We start from the raw sequence: 14552 nt of genomic DNA on the forward strand, positions 1-14552 counted from the left end.
GGATCCCGTCCATGGGAGGAACCATGACCGCCGAGCCGATCTCCGAGGCCGCCGCGCCCGACGACGAGCCGTCCTCGCGATGGCCGGTGCCTCCGGCGGACGGCTGGACGGTGGACGACCTGTTCACCCTGCCCGGCCTCCCGCCGCACACCGAGTTGATCGACGGGAGCCTGGTCTTCGGGAGCCCGCAGCGGGATTTCCACAGCATTGTCATCGACCTGCTGGTGAGTGGCCTCCGCCGTACAGTGCCGACGAGGTTCAAGGTTCGCCGCGAGATGACCGTTGTCATCGACCGCAAAAACGGGCCCGAGCCGGACGTCTCCGTGCTCCACTCAGAGGCAGTCGCCAGCCGCAGCCAGACCTCGTTCCGAGCCGCCGATGTGGTCCTCGCCGTGGAGGTGGTCTCGCCGGATTCGGAGTCCCGCGACCGTGACACCAAACCGCGCAAGTACGCAGCCGCGGGGATCGATCACTTCTGGCTGGTGGAGATGGTGGGAGAGGACGAGCGGCCGGTCGTCTACGTGTACGAGCGTGATCCGGTTACCAAGAGTTACACTGTCACCGGCATCCACCACGACCGGCTGAAACTGTCCGTCCCGTTCGACATCGACATCGACCTGACGGAAATCGACTCCCTCTGAGCCGCCCACCGCTCAGAGCACCGTCGCCCCCGCCACCGGCCCCACCGCCACCCGCACCGCCCTGCACGTCCCCGATGCCCCGAGGGCCCCGGCCACCTTCTGCGCCGACTCCGCGTCCCGCGTCAGGAAGGCCGTCGTAGGCCCGGATCCCGAGACCAGCGCGGCGAGCGCACCCGCCCCGCGCCCCGCCGCCAGCGTGCCGGCCAGCTCGGGGAAGAGGGACAGCGCGGCCGGCTGGAGATCGTTGGAGACCGAGGCGGCCAGCGCCTCGGCGTCCCCCTTCGCCAGCGCCGCCACCAGCTCCGCCGAGGCCACCGGCTCCGGGATCTCCCGGCCCTCGGCCAGCCGGTCGAACTCCCGGAACACCGCCGGCGTCGACAGCCCCCGCTCCGCCATCGCGAAGACCCAGTGGAAGGTGCCGCCCGCCTCCAGGGCCGTCAGCCGCTCACCACGCCCCACCCCGAGCGCCACACCGCCGACCAGGCTGAACGGCACGTCACTGCCCAGCTCCGCGCAGATCGCCAGCAGTTCGGCGCGCGAGGCGCCCGTGCCCCACAGCCGGTCGCAGGCGAGCAGTGCGCCCGCGCCGTCCGCGCTGCCGCCCGCCATGCCACCGGCGACCGGGATGTCCTTGGCGATGTGGACGTGGACGTTCGGTTCGATCCCCCGGCGCGCGGCGAGCGCGATCGCGGCGCGCGCGGCGAGGTTGGTGCGGTCCAGCGGGACCTGGGCGGCGTCCGGGCCCGCGCAGGTGATCCGGAGCTCGTCCGCGGGGGTCACCGTGACCTCGTCGTACAGCCCGACGGCGAGGAAGACGTTGGCGAGGTCGTGGAAGCCGTCGGGGCGGGCGGCGCCGACCGCGAGCTGGACGTTGACCTTGGCCGGGACCCGGACCGTGACGCTCACGCGCCCGCCTCCTTGTGCTCGGCGATCCGCGCGAACTCCTCCACCGTCAGCGACTCCCCGCGCGCCTGCGGCGAGACCCCGGCCGCGACCAGGGCCGCCTCGGCCGCCGCCGCGGACCCGGCCCAGCCGGCGAGCGCGGCCCGCAGGGTCTTGCGGCGCTGGGCGAAGGCCGCGTCGACGACGGCGAAGACCTCGGCCTTGGAGGCGGTGGTCTTGACCGGCTCGGCCCGCCGCACCAGGGACACCAGCCCGCTGTCGACGTTCGGCGCGGGCCAGAAGACGGTGCGCCCGATGGCCCCGGCCCGCTTCACGTCGGCGTACCAGTTGGCCTTCACGGACGGCACGCCGTACACCTTGTTGCCGGGCGCGGCGGCGAGCCGGTCGGCGACCTCGGACTGCACCATCACCAGCGTCCGCTCGATGCTCGGGAAGGTGTCGAGCATGTGCAGCAGCACGGGGACGGCGACGTTGTACGGCAGGTTCGCCACCAGGGCCGTCGGCGCCGGTCCGGGCAGCTCGGTGACGTGCATGGCGTCGGAGTGGACCAGCGCGAAGCGGTCGGCGCGGTCCGGCACGCGCGCGGCGACGGTGGCGGGGAGGGCGGCGGCGAGGACGTCGTCGATCTCCACGGCGGTGACGCGGTCGGCGGTCTCCAGCAGCGCGAGGGTGAGCGAGCCCAGCCCCGGGCCGACCTCGACGACCACGTCGTCGGGGCGGACCTCGGCGGTACGGACGATACGGCGGACCGTGTTGGCGTCGATCACGAAGTTCTGGCCGCGCTGCTTGGTGGGACGGACACCGAGCGCCGCCGCGAGTTCGCGGATGTCGGCGGGACCGAGGAGGGAATCGGGGGTGGGGCTTGGGGTGGGGCTGCTCACGGGACAAGGGTACGGGGCCGTACCGGGCCGGGTCGCCAGGTGCGCCGGAGCCAGGGCCCCCCTACCCCCGCAGCCTCACCCCGCAGTGCGGCCACGGGGTCGCCCCCCGCCGGATGTACAGCTTCTTCGCCCGGTACGTCTGTTCTTCCGCCGAGGCGTCCTGGGGACGGCCCGCGCCGCCGAGGCTCTGCCAGGTGCGGGTGTCGAACTGGTACAGCCCGCCGTACGTCCCGGAGGGGTCGACCGCGTCGGGCCGGCCGCCGGACTCGCAGGCGGCGAGCGCCCGCCAGTTCAGGCCGTCGGCGCCGCTCACGGCGGGCGGCCGGGGCTTGGTGCCCACCTTGATCACCTGTGCGCGCGGCTCGCGCACCACCTCCGACCTCTCGGGCCGCGGTCTCTGCCGTACGCCGTTGACGGTGCGCACGCGATAGGTGGTCCGGCGCAGTCCGGGCTGCCCGGGCCGTGCGACGACCTCGGTGCCCTGGAAGACCGTGGGGTCCGCGGTCCGCTCGACGGCGAACGGGATCTGCTCCTCGTGGATCTCCCGGGTGCTGCTCACCCGCAGCACGGTCACCGTCTGCCCGTCGCGCGGGAAGCTGTCCGGCGGGACGGAGGTGGTGTCCTGGCCGCGCAGCGTGATCCCGGCCTCCTCGACCGCTTCCCGGACGGTGGCCGCGTTGGTGCGGATGGTGCGGGTCCGGCCGTCCGCCAGGACCGTGACCGCGCGTTCGGTGCGCACGTCGAGCGCGAGCCCGGCGCGTCCGATGCGCTGGGAGCGCGAGGTCGACAGATACGCGCCCTCGGCGCGCACCCCCAGCTCGTCCAGCGCGCCCTCCACCGTGCGCGCCGTCGTCCACACCTCGCGCCGGCGGCCGTCCAGGGTGAGCCGCACCGGGCGCCCGTAGCGCACCGCGACCGCGTCGCCGCTGGCGAGCGCCGTGCCGGGGGCGGGCGCGATCATGTCGTGCGCCCCTACGCGTACGCCCTCCTCGGCGAGCAGTTCGCCCACGTCGTCGGCGAACGTGTGCAGGCTGCGCTGCCTGCCGTCGACGCTCAGCTCGACCGCCTTGTCGTTGGCGACGAAGGCGGTGGTGCCGCCGGCCAGGAAGGCCACGACCAGCGCCTGCGGCAGCAGGCGGCGCACGGTGGAGTCCGGGCGCTCGCCGTAGCGGGTCCGGCGCCGGCGCGGGACCCGCCCGCCGGTCTCCTCCGCCTCCTCGGACACCCCGGCCCGGGGGGCCGGCGTCTGCCGGGGCAGCGGCGCCGGCTCGGTGACGAAGTACGCCTCGGCCTCGTAGGCGGGCCGGTAGGTGTCCTCGTGGATGCCGAACGGCAGCGTCTCCGCGGTGGGGACGGGGGCGTCAGGGCCGTAGGGGTCGTACGTCTCGTACGGCGACGTGCTCACGCCGACACGCTCCAGGGGCCAGGGGTCCGGATCGGGCCCCCAGAACCTAGCGGAGCGCCGGTCACTCTCCAAAGCGACGCGACTACGGACGGTGGCGACCCGAACGGGTGGCCGGGGCCCCGGACGGGCGGCCCGGCCGGACGTCCGGGGCCCCGGAACGGGCGGTCAGTAGCCGAAGACGCGGGCCGTGTTCGCGGCGAGGGCCGTCGCCAGCGCGTCCTCGTCGACCCCGCGCACGGCGGCCATCGCGCGGACCGTGACCGGAATGAGATACGGCGCGTTGGGCCGTCCGCGGTACGGCGCCGGGGTGAGGAAGGGCGCGTCGGTCTCCACCAGGACCAGCTCCGGCGGGGCGACGGCGAGGGCGTCGCGCAGGTTCTGGGCGTTCTTGAAGGTGACGTTGCCGGCGAAGGACATGAAGTAGCCCTCGCGGGCGCAGATCCGGGCCATCTCGGCGTCGCCGGAGTAGCAGTGGAAGACGGTGCGCTCGGGGGCGCCCTCCTCCTTCAGGATCCTGAGGACGTCGGCGTGGGCGTCGCGGTCGTGGATGACGAGCGCCTTGCCGTGCCGCTTGGCGATCTCGATGTGGGCGCGGAAGGAGCGCTCCTGGGCGGCCTTGCCCTCGGGGCCGGTGCGGAAGTGGTCCAGGCCCGTCTCGCCGACGCCCTTCACCTGCGGCAGCCCGGCCAGCCGGTCGATCTCGGCGAGGGCCTCGTCCAGCGCCGCGTCGCCGCCGGGCTCCCGGGCGCCCTGCCGCGACCACCCGTCCGGGTCGCCGTGGACGATGCGCGGGGCCTCGTTGGGGTGGAGGGCGACGGTGGCGTGGACGTTCTCGTACGCCGCCGCCGTCTCGGCGGCCCACTGCGAGCCCTTGAGGTCGCAGCCGACCTGGACGACCGTCGTGACGCCCACCGAGGCGGCCTTCGCCAGGCCCTCCTCGACGGTGCCGGACTGCATGTCGAGGTGGGTGTGGGAGTCGGCGACGGGCACCGCCAAGGGCTGGGGCAGCGGCGGTGCCGCGTTCTTGTCGGCGTCCTTGGGGCTGTGACCGGCGTTCGAAGGCATGTTCCGATCCTACGGAAAGGGGCATGCCGTCGAACGGCCGGCGATCCGCTCAGCCCGCCTTGCGCTGGAACGGGTGCAGCAGGTCGGACAGGTGCCAGTGGTGCGGCGCGCCGACCGGGCCGGCCTGCGGCACCGGGTGGTGCCGCCGCTCGGCCGTGCCGCGCACCGCGGAGACCTGGCCCGCGCGCATGATCCGTACGACATGGCCGTCGCAGTTGTGGCAGGACGGCCGGCTCAGCGGCGACGGCACGACCTGGCCGTCGGCCACGTACAGCACGAACTCCTCCCCCTGGGCGTTCGTGTGGTGCTCTATCTCGTACGACTGCTCCCAGCCGTGCCCGCAGCGCATGCAGGCGAACGAGTACGACTCGTGAACGACGGCTGTGGCTGTGGCGCGAAGACCGGTCCGCCCTGCTATGTCACTCATGCCAGCTCCCTGTCGGACGGGTGCGTCCCTCTGGACGGGTGCGTCCCTTCGACCAGTGGACGCCTCCACCGGCGCGGGCGCAGCAGGGCTGTCGAGTGTTGGAGGCGATTTGGACATCGCTTGCCAAACGGTCGCGAATGAGACGGCTGTGCTTTGCCATCGACGCCAGCCTTTTGCCCCCTCATGGGGCGCGCGGCGGCGCTCCGCGGGGGCGCGGGGGCCTGTACGACGGCCCGCCTCACCCGGCGGCGCGCTTGGCCGCCACCACCGCGTCGAACACGACCCTCTTCGGCAGTCCCGCCTCCGCCGCCACCGCCGCGATGGCCTCCTTGCGGCGCTCGCCGGCCTCCTCCCGGACCCGCACCCGGCGCACCAGCTCCTCGGCGTCCAGTTCCTCGGGCCCGGTCTCGGGCGCGCCCTCGACCACCACGGTGATCTCGCCGCGCACGCCCTCCGCGGCCCACCGCGCCAGCTCGGCCAGCGGACCGCGCCGCACCTCCTCGTACGTCTTGGTCAGCTCGCGGCAGACGGCGGCCCGCCGGTCGGCGCCGAAGACCTCGGCCATGGCGGCGAGGGTGTCGTCGAGCCGGTGCGGGGCCTCGAAGTAGACGAGGGTCCGCCGCTCGCCGGCGACCTCGCGCAGCCGGGACAGCCGTTCCCCGGCCTTGCGGGGCAGGAAGCCCTCGAAGCAGAAGCGGTCGACGGGCAGCCCGGACAGGGCGAGCGCGGTGAGCACGGCGGACGGCCCCGGCACGGCGGTGACCCGGATGTCCTGCTCGACGGCGGCGGCGACGAGGCGGTAGCCGGGGTCGGAGACGGAGGGCATCCCGGCGTCGGTCACCAGCAGCACGCGCGCGCCGCCGAGCAGCTCCTGGACCAGTTCCGGGGTGCGGGCCGACTCGTTGCCCTCGAAGTACGACACCACGCGGCCCTTCGGCGTGACGCCCAGCGCCTGGGTGAGCCGGCGCAGCCGCCGGGTGTCCTCGGCGGCGACCACGTCGGCGCCGGCCAGTTCCTCGGCGAGCCGGGGCGGCGCGTCCGCGATGTCGCCGATGGGGGTACCTGCCAGGACAAGGGTTCCAGTCACACCCCCATCCTCCCAGGGAATCCCGGGCCGCCCGCCCGGGCTCCCGGGGCCGTCGCCGGGCGGCCGCGAGCGGGACGGAGCCGACCGTGTCCCGACCGGTACCGCACATGCGCGGGACTCGCACAGGACGTTTCCCTACGATGGCGCGGTGACCACTACCGCGTCCTCCATGGACCTCCGGCAGGACCAGGCACCGCACGACCGCCGGCCGTCGTGGCAGCGCCGGCTGCGCCGATTCGGGTACGCGCCGGCCACGGACGCGCCCTCGGGCGACGTGCGCGACCGGCTGGTGCCGCCGTACGCCGAGCCGAGCCCCCGGCTGTGGCGGGCGCTCGGCGTGCCGCCGCTCCTGGCCGAGCGGCTCACCCGGTGGTCGGGCTGGGGCGGGCCGCTGCTGGTGACGCTGATGGCGGGCGTCATGCGGTTCTGGAACCTGGGCAGCCCGCGGGCGGTGATATTCGACGAGACGTACTACGCGAAGGACGCGTGGGCGCTCGTCCACCGCGGCTTCGAGGTCAGCTGGGACCGGTACGGCAAGAGCGCCAACGACATGGTGCTCCAGCAGCACGGGCACCTGGCGATCCCGACGGACCCGGCGTACGTGGTGCACCCGCCGGTCGGCAAGTACGTCATCGGGCTGGGCGAGCTGGTGTTCGGGTTCGACCCGTTCGGCTGGCGGTTCATGACGGCGCTGCTGGGCACGCTCTCCGTCCTGCTGCTGTGCCGGATCGGCCGCCGGATGTTCCGCTCGACGTTCCTGGGCTGCCTGGCGGGCGCGCTGATGGCCGTGGACGGCCTGCACTTCGTGATGAGCCGGACCTCGCTGCTCGACGGCGTGCTGATGTTCTTCGTGGTGGCCGCGTTCGGCTGCCTGGTCGTCGACCGGGACCGGGCCAGGGAGCGGCTGGCCGCCGCGCTGCCGGCCGCTCCTGACGGGCGGGTACGGCCCGACGAGCGGGTCGCCGACGCCTTCCGCTTCGGGTGGCGCCCGTGGCGTTGGACGGCCGGGGTGATGCTGGGCCTGGCCGTGGGCACCAAGTGGAACGGGCTGTACGTCCTGGCCGCGTTCTGCGTGATGACGGTCCTGTGGGACGCCGGCACCCGCAAGGTGGCGGGCGCGCGCCGCCCGTACCTCGCCGTCCTCAAGTACGACACGGGCGGCGCCTTCCTGGCGACGGTCCCGGTGGCGCTGGTGGTCTACCTGGCCTCCTGGACGGGCTGGATCCTCTCCCCGGCCGACGGCACGGGCGGCTACTACCGCAACTGGGCGGCCACCGACGGCAGGGGCGGCACCTGGTCCTTCCTGCCGGACTGGCTGCGCAGCCTGTGGCACTACGAGCACGAGGTGTACAACTTCCACGTCCACCTGGACCAGCCGCACACGTACCAGTCCAACCCGTGGAGCTGGATCGTGCTGGGCCGCCCGGTGTCGTACTTCTACGAGTCCCCCTCCCCCGGTGCCGACGGCTGCCCGGTGGACGCCGGCCAGAAGTGCGCGCGGGAGGTGCTGGCGATCGGCACGCCGCTGCTGTGGTGGGCGGCCTGCTTCGCGATCCTGTACGTGCTGTGGCGCTGGGCGTTCCGCCGGGACTGGCGGGCCGGCGCCATCGCCTGCGGCATCGCGGCGGGGTACCTGCCCTGGTTCCACTACCAGGAGCGGACGATCTTCCTCTTCTACGCGGTCGTCTTCCTGCCGTTCCTGTGCCTGGCGGTGGCGATGATGATCGGCGCGATCCTGGGCCCCCGGGGTTCGACCGACACCCGCCGTGTGATCGGCGCCTCGGCGGCGGGCGTCCTGGTCCTCCTGATCGCCTGGAACTTCATCTACTTCTGGCCCCTCTACACGGGCCAGGCCATCCCGATCGACTCGTGGCGGTCGCGGATGTGGCTGGACACCTGGGTCTAGCTGGGCGGACACATCAAGAGGGCGCGGCCGTCGGCCGCGCCCTCTTGATCGTTGTTGGTTGTCGGCGGTCACCGCTGGCCGCCCTCGAACGGCCCAGGCACGGCCCGGAGGTGACCCACGGCAGATTTACAGACCGCGCGGCCCAAGGCGACTGACCTGGCAAAATCACCGCCACCAGGCACACAACCCCACGCCTACCCCACGAAGCGTAGGTCCGCCGGTTTACGCCCACTGAGCATCGTGAGGAACAACGGACCGTTCGACGTCTCTCAAGACAGGAATCTTGTCCTTCTCGCATATCACGCTAATCACTGTGCGCTGCGGTGTTGCGCTCAGGCACCCTTGCCTCCATGACGAAGGTTGAGCAAGACAACGCTCGGGCCATCGCTGGCCTAGAAGCATTGACAGAGCTGCTGGAATCGGGTGTGGCGACCTTCGCCCCTGCTTCGGAAGACCAACGGCCGTTCCTAGTTGGATGGGGCCTGCTGGCAGCCTTGCACGGCCAGGCGTCCGCCGTGGTGCTGCTTCATCGCAGCGGGTTCGGCCACGAGGCCGCCCCGAATCGTCGCTTGATGATCGAGTACATGGCGCAGATTCAATGGCTGGCGAGGGACGGCGGGGCCGCTGTCGATTCTCTGAATAAGGCGCTCCAGCACACTCAGGACAAACTGCGCAAAGCGATAGACCAGGGCGATACCTTTTCGTACGACGATGAGGTAGCTGCGTCGGCCGACGCAGTCGCGGCGGCAGTCATCACGCCCAACGCGGCCAACCAGTACGCGAACACCAGCAAGTTGCTGAATAGCCTGGCGACCAAGGGCCTGCTGGAAGTATGGCTCGGTGAAACGCAGCTATCGCACTCGGGGCTGCCGGCCGCTCAGGCGTTCCGTGATGACTCCGGCGAGGCCGTGCGACTGCTCGCACGGCCGGAGTATGGGAAGGCTCCCGACCCAAGCGAGCGTTCGCCGCTCATGGCCTGCCTGCTGCTTCACCTCGGCATGCAGGCGTTCAACGACTTGATGGCGGGTCGGCCCTGGACCGCAGACCTTGACCGCATCGGCCGGGAGGTCGGCCTGATCGAGGACGAAGGCCCCGTTGGTTCCTGACGCCACCTGACTGGCAGATTTTGAGCTGGCTCCACACAGTGACACTTCAGTTGTCTGGCGGGCAGGATTGAGCTGCGACGCGATGGTCGGCCGTGTCGGGCAGCCATCAGAACAGGGGGCGGCAGTGACGCACAACGGGACGCAGGAGACCCGCGAAAAGTGGGCTCAGGAGGCTTACTCGGTACTGGTCGGCGTGGCGCGCAGCTACCACGCGGTCATCACCTACAAGGAACTCGGAGCGGAGGTCCAAGAGCGATCCGGCATCCACACCCGCGCCCCATTGCAGTACTGGATTGGTTCGGTCCTGGGGAAGGTGGTCCGCGAAGCCCACAGAAGAGGTGACCCGCCACTGACGGCCCTCGTTGTACATAGCGACGACGGCATGGTGGGCGAGGGCTACAAGGAAGTTCTTGAGGTCGCGGGACAGCCACCAGTGCACGAGGTGTTGGACCGGGAACGACATGCCGCTGAGGCTCGGCTCGCCTGCTACCGGAGATTCGGAGCAAGTCTGCCTCCAGGCGGAGGAGTGCCCGCCCTCGCTCCCAGATACCAGGCGACCATCGAGCGGCGGCGCGCACAGACTGCTGAGCCGCCGCCTGTATGCCGGGGCTGCTTCGTCCAACTCCCGGCAACCGGTGTCTGCGACTCTTGCAACTAGGCGGCACCTTTACAGGCCGCGCGAGGGTGGCTCCCTCTGCGTCTCGTCTCGGTCAGGACTCACGGGTCCCACTCCTGACCTACTACCAGGCAGTTCGTGCAGTGCCGACGGGAACACCACACGGCCAACCTCAGTGGCAACTACCGCTGCCCCTGTCGGGACCTTCGCCTCTGAGAGGGCATTCCAAGCGGCGAGGGTCAGTCGACTGAGTTCCGGTATGCGCTGCGAATGGATGGCACCGCGGGAACGGCTGCGCGCAAGGTTACGAGGCTGCCAATCACCGGAAGTGCGCCGCCGGCGGCTGTTCAATGGAGGGGCCGTTGCCAGTTGAAGGGCGTGCTCCAGCGCAAGTCCGCAGACCGCGGAGCCCATGGCTTCAACCTCCAACTGTTCGGACCGTGGTGCCTCAGCGAGCAGCAGCGGCCAGCGGATCAGCACCACCCTCTCCCAGACTTCGGGTGGCACCGTGTTGGCTAGGTGATGGCTCTCGCCTACTGGAAGGTCGCGCAGGCGACGTTCGGCCTCCTGCGTTTGTCCCACGTAGCAAAGCCCTGCACCTGATGCAAACACTCCGTAGAGCACCGGGCCCGTAGTGACAGAGCTGTCGCTTTCGCCGTGCATCTCGGTCAGTAGGGCTCCCACGCGGTGAGCGAACTGGTACCGGCGCTCCTGCCACCGCGCCAGCAGTGAGGTATCCCCCAACAGAGTCATCAGCGAAGATCGCCAGGCGTGACAGGCGTCCTCGTACGCTTGGTCACTCACTGGCCCCCCAAGAGATCATCCACGCACCGCAGCGTAGACCCCCGCACCGAAGCCCACGGGACGGCCAGGAGCCGTCCCATTTACAGTCTGCGCGGCCATCACGCCGTGAGCTGGCAGCTTTACGCTTTGTCGCTCAGTTGCCCCACAGGGGCCCCACCGGACTGTGCGCCACCCCACCCAGCGCCACATGAGGTGGCGTGCCTCACCTCTGCGTCTACGCGGCGACAGGTAGGGCATCTACGGTTCGCCCTCGCGCGGCTCACACCAGCCAAGCCCTCGCGGTCCGGCCGCCAGATCAGCGTGACAACCAGAGCCACAACAGCAGTAGCAGTTCCGATCGGAGCAGCCAGAGACGGCCACACCAGGAGAAGCACCGTAACCACGGCTCCAAGGCCAGCGAGACTGGCGAGCGCAAGCCAGCGCCGCCTCCTCTCCATCCTCTGCGGCCTTTCATCAGCCCTTGAGGACGCACCTGCGGGGCTACCCTGAGTTAACGCCTGCGGCTCGGTAGGTAGTGTCACCACTGACCTTTCTCTCTGACACGGATGAGGTCAGGGGCGGCTCCCGCACCATCGGGGGCCGCCTTTCGTTGGCCACACCGCCCCACTGCGCGGCCAGAATGAGGCAAGCGTGCACCCTTCCGCATCCCGGCACTTTGCATTGATTCACGAAAGCAACGGCAAACGGGAGACTGTTGTCGCTATAGAGTGGGCATCTGACCTGCATGGTTTTACAAACCGTCCTAAGCATCACATTGCAATGCTTAGGACGGTTGAGGACGCAAGGCCGCGCAGGTGGAAGAGTTGCCAGCCCTAAAGCCGCGCGCCCCGGCGGCTGGCTGGTGGCCGACTCACACGGACACCCGCGCGCCAGCATCGGCGGCCGAGCGCGACGCCGATCCTGAGAGGCGTTGCATCGCGTCACGCTCAGATTTTACTTACACATTACCGACAGCGTTGTGAAGCCCTAGGTCTGATAGGCCCCTATTCGCTCCTGGCAGCGGGTACGCAGTTGGCCCGGCCTGCGAAGGGATGGCTGCGGTGCTGGTCGCTGCCTGTCGTCGGCGGTCGTCCTCGGAAGGCCCAGACAGGGCCCAGTCCCCCGGCACTACTGGCAAGCCGGGTGGGATGGATGCGCTCAGGGAGGTAGCGGACGTCAGCTCTGTGCCCTGTCCTAGACCTAGTACCAGGGCTCGTCCTGTGCCTCTCGTTGGACCTCAGCGATACGCTCCGCCTCCTCAAACGTCGCTTCCGCCTCCGCCAAGAATTCACCGAGATGGGTGGTCGCCAGGGTCCAGGCATCCGCCGGCTTCGGGAGCCTCTTGCCGTCCAGCCGCGCTTCCAGGACCCTCCGGATGTCGGCGAGCGCGACGCCGTGAGCCGCTAGCTCAGCCTCGCCCCCGTGGAGGCAGCGCCAGTTACTTGCGGAGTTGGCGAGTAACGGCAAACACTATGCCTCCCCGGCCGACCTGTCCGCGTCACCTCAAGCCGGATTGAGCGAGTGAGTATCCCGCGCCACACGCGACGCGGGATACTCAAAAGCTGTTGGCGTCAGGGTGTGGTGCCGTTCCCACCTGTCATGCCGTCGTTAGCTCCTGCCTGTGCCCGCTGGTGCGGTACCTCGGGTGACGCTGCTGTATCTCGGTCGCGCCTCTCGGGCGACCCAACAGCCAAGAGGTCATTTGGCAGAGTTAGCTCACCCGCCCGACGTTGAGCGAGCCACCCCGAGCGCCTGTGCGACGGTGCCTCCGTGCGCACGTGCTGGAAGCCCAACCGTTCGTAGTAAGCGTGTAGCCCGGTGTTCGTACGCCACGTGTCGATGCGCACCCAGCTTCGCCCTTCCAAGGCGGCAAGTCGGGACATCCAGTCAATAAGGCGCGTGCCAAGCTGCCGACCGGACGCTTCACGGGCGACGATAAGTTTGTAGAGGTACAGGGCTGTTTCAGGGCGATCGGCATCGGTCCAAAAGTCCCGGTCCACGGGGCCGCGGCTGACGGTGGCGAGCACCTCGCCCCGCTCACCGACGGCGACCCATGCCCTCCCCTCATCTATACTCGCGCGCCACTTCGAAATAGCGCGCTCGCCAGTCTCCGGATCGCTCCACTGGTCGGTGCCCTTGGTACGTAGCCACCCTTCGGCCTCTGCGCGCAGAGCCAAGAGGGCCGGTACGTCCTCCGCCGCTGCTGGGCGGAGGTACTCAGTCCGTACTGACTTCATAGAGGATCTTGTGCCTGTCTCCTGGGAGGATGGTGACCATGCAGCGGAGGGGACGATCGTCCGCGTCATAGCCCGTTCGGGTGTGTTCTGCCACGGGAGTAGCCGCAGGGAGGCCAAGTAGCTCCGCTTCCTGGTGAGTCGGCATCCGAACTGAAATTTCGTCCACGTACTTGGCTTGCACGAGCCCGAGGGACGCGAGGATGCCGCCGGGTGCCGAGACGTCTCGGGGCTCCATCAGGGGCGTGCCGACCACGAGTTCCTGAGGGAAGTACGAGTCGGCGAGAGCGTAGGGCCGGTTGTCTATGAACCGGACGCGCTTGCGTGCCACGGCCAAGCCGTCGGCAGGGAGCCCAAGACGTTCTCGGACGTGCGGCGGAGGCACGACGATGGAGACCGAGATCTCTTGGCGCGGAGCGTTCCCGTTCTCCGCAATGGCGCTCGCCCACTGGTCGCCGGCGGTTCGCCCTTCCACCGCGTTCGCGTGTCGGCTGCGGCTTTCGAGCGTCGTCCAGTTCCAGACGACAGGGGGGTAGTCCTCGCGGACGTACTTGCCCTGTCCCTGCCCGGTGACGACCAAGCCCTCCTCAATCAAGAGGCGGACGCCGGCCCGGACGGTCTCGCGGCTGTAGCCGTACTGGCTCATCATCTTTGATTCGCTGGGCAGGGCCTCGCCTGGCGCCAACCTGCCGGACTGGATCTGTTCCCGCAGGTCGTAGGCAATTTCCTGAGCCTTCGTCATACCGCGTCGTACTGGCAAGGCGACCCCTCTGCTCCGACTCCTCCGTACAAGTTAGACCAGGGGGCTTGACCATCCAAGCGCGGCTCGTGCAATCTCTTGCCACGGCACTCCTCCAGACAAGTCGTACGGGGTGTCACGTACGGTTCTGCCGTACATGCGTCGCCCAGAGGAAAGCCCGCAGGGGTGAGTCCGAAGTGAGCGGTTGTTGTCTTGAGAACTGAACAGAGTGCCAAGTTGGCGGGGTGTGAGTCCCCGCCTCCGTAGCGGCCCGGGTGATGGCCGCCGGCGGCCACTTCGTGGCAGGTGAACGTGTCCTGTCCTGCGTGTCAGCTCTGGAGAACAGTCCTGGGGATCAGCCCTTCATTGCGTGGAGGTCAACCCCGGGGGTGCCACCTGGTACGCGCCGCCCTGCTGGCGTCAGAGCAGTGACGATGACGCACCCGACGTGCCCGGCTCGGGACCGGCGCTCCGTGGCAACGGAACGCCAGTGAAGCCGTGTCCCTGCGATCTGCGGGAGGTCGGTGTGAACCGACGACATACCTGGGCGCCGCCGGTTCACGGACCGGCCGGCGGCGCCCTCTTCGCATCTCTGGTCCGCCTCTGGCCTCGCGGCGCCTGACGCTGCGGCCGGCTGCCTCTCCCGCCCGTCCGGGGTCGCGTCCACTGCGACAGTCCGTACGGGCGGGAGTGCGGGGAGCCGGACATTCCGACTTCAACGGCGCGCGGCCCCGGTGCGGGAACACCGGGGCCGCTGTT

Annotated in this window: 11 protein-coding genes; 3 read left to right on the top strand and 8 right to left on the bottom strand. The window is 70.1% G+C overall.

All coding sequences use genetic code 11. The features are described 5' to 3' along the window. The first annotated feature begins 23 nt into the window (after nt 1–23). Nucleotides 24–641, top strand: coding sequence for a Uma2 family endonuclease (locus ACZ5DC_RS15680; protein WP_468653003.1), 618 nt, complete (start codon nt 24–26; stop codon nt 639–641). Between the two features lie 12 nt (nt 642–653). Here ACZ5DC_RS15680 and ACZ5DC_RS15685 read toward each other — a convergent pair whose 3' ends face one another. The 6 genes from ACZ5DC_RS15685 to rsmI all read right to left on the bottom strand — a co-directional run bounded on the left by ACZ5DC_RS15685 (nt 654) and on the right by rsmI (nt 6409). Then, the gene (locus ACZ5DC_RS15685) at nt 654–1547 is read right to left on the bottom strand and encodes a 4-(cytidine 5'-diphospho)-2-C-methyl-D-erythritol kinase (protein WP_468653005.1); all 894 of its coding nucleotides are present in this window, start codon (nt 1545–1547) and stop codon (nt 654–656) included. Further along, complete coding sequence (gene rsmA / locus ACZ5DC_RS15690; RefSeq protein ID WP_468653007.1) at nt 1544–2425, bottom strand: 16S rRNA (adenine(1518)-N(6)/adenine(1519)-N(6))-dimethyltransferase RsmA; 882 nt, start codon at nt 2423–2425, stop codon at nt 1544–1546. The genes ACZ5DC_RS15685 and rsmA overlap by 4 nt, the downstream gene beginning before the upstream one ends. A 61-nt stretch (nt 2426–2486) precedes the next feature. After that, nucleotides 2487–3830 carry a ubiquitin-like domain-containing protein gene (locus ACZ5DC_RS15695; RefSeq protein ID WP_468653009.1) on the bottom strand — a complete coding sequence of 448 codons (1344 nt, stop codon included), beginning with the start codon at nt 3828–3830 and terminating at the stop codon, nt 2487–2489. 165 nt (nt 3831–3995) lie between these two features. Beyond that, nucleotides 3996–4895 (bottom strand): TatD family hydrolase, encoded by a 900-nt coding sequence (locus ACZ5DC_RS15700; protein WP_468653011.1) that lies wholly within the window; start codon nt 4893–4895, stop codon nt 3996–3998. A gap of 49 nt (nt 4896–4944) precedes the next feature. Further along, on the bottom strand, nt 4945–5322 hold the full coding sequence (locus tag ACZ5DC_RS15705; protein WP_468653013.1) for a hypothetical protein: 378 nt from the start codon (nt 5320–5322) through the stop codon (nt 4945–4947). Nucleotides 5323–5560: 238 nt separating this feature from the next. Then, a complete protein-coding gene (gene rsmI / locus ACZ5DC_RS15710) occupies nt 5561–6409 on the bottom strand; it encodes a 16S rRNA (cytidine(1402)-2'-O)-methyltransferase (protein ID WP_351790207.1) in 849 nt (282 codons plus the stop codon). 148 nt (nt 6410–6557) lie between these two features. Between rsmI and ACZ5DC_RS15715 the strand changes: the two genes are divergently transcribed. Both ACZ5DC_RS15715 and ACZ5DC_RS15720 read left to right on the top strand, forming a co-directional pair. Next, the gene (locus tag ACZ5DC_RS15715) at nt 6558–8315 is read left to right on the top strand and encodes a dolichyl-phosphate-mannose--protein mannosyltransferase (RefSeq protein ID WP_468653015.1); all 1758 of its coding nucleotides are present in this window, start codon (nt 6558–6560) and stop codon (nt 8313–8315) included. Between the two features lie 350 nt (nt 8316–8665). Beyond that, nucleotides 8666–9421: a DUF5677 domain-containing protein gene (locus ACZ5DC_RS15720; protein ID WP_468653017.1), complete on the top strand. Its 756-nt coding sequence runs from the start codon at nt 8666–8668 to the stop codon at nt 9419–9421. A gap of 2970 nt (nt 9422–12391) precedes the next feature. Here the strand turns inward: ACZ5DC_RS15720 and ACZ5DC_RS15725 are convergent. Then, nucleotides 12392–13126, bottom strand: coding sequence for a GNAT family N-acetyltransferase (locus ACZ5DC_RS15725; RefSeq protein ID WP_468653019.1), 735 nt, complete (start codon nt 13124–13126; stop codon nt 12392–12394). Beyond that, nucleotides 13038–13796: a GntR family transcriptional regulator gene (locus ACZ5DC_RS15730; protein WP_468653021.1), complete on the bottom strand. Its 759-nt coding sequence runs from the start codon at nt 13794–13796 to the stop codon at nt 13038–13040. The genes ACZ5DC_RS15725 and ACZ5DC_RS15730 overlap by 89 nt, the downstream gene beginning before the upstream one ends. Between the last annotated feature and the right edge of the window lie 756 nt (nt 13797–14552).

Source organism: Streptomyces sp. NPDC031445, from assembly GCF_055581365.1.

Bases quoted from the DNA above. Each gene is read 5' to 3' on its own strand.
- ACZ5DC_RS15680 (WP_468653003.1), top strand. From the start codon at position 24: ATGACCGCCGAGCCGATCTCCGAGGCCGCCGCGCCCGACGACGAGCCG.
- ACZ5DC_RS15700 (WP_468653011.1), bottom strand. From the start codon at position 4,895: ATGCCTTCGAACGCCGGTCACAGCCCCAAGGACGCCGACAAGAACGCG.
- ACZ5DC_RS15705 (WP_468653013.1), bottom strand. From the start codon at position 5,322: ATGAGTGACATAGCAGGGCGGACCGGTCTTCGCGCCACAGCCACAGCC.
- ACZ5DC_RS15720 (WP_468653017.1), top strand. From the start codon at position 8,666: ATGACGAAGGTTGAGCAAGACAACGCTCGGGCCATCGCTGGCCTAGAA.
- ACZ5DC_RS15725 (WP_468653019.1), bottom strand. From the start codon at position 13,126: ATGACGCGGACGATCGTCCCCTCCGCTGCATGGTCACCATCCTCCCAG.
- ACZ5DC_RS15730 (WP_468653021.1), bottom strand. From the start codon at position 13,796: ATGACGAAGGCTCAGGAAATTGCCTACGACCTGCGGGAACAGATCCAG.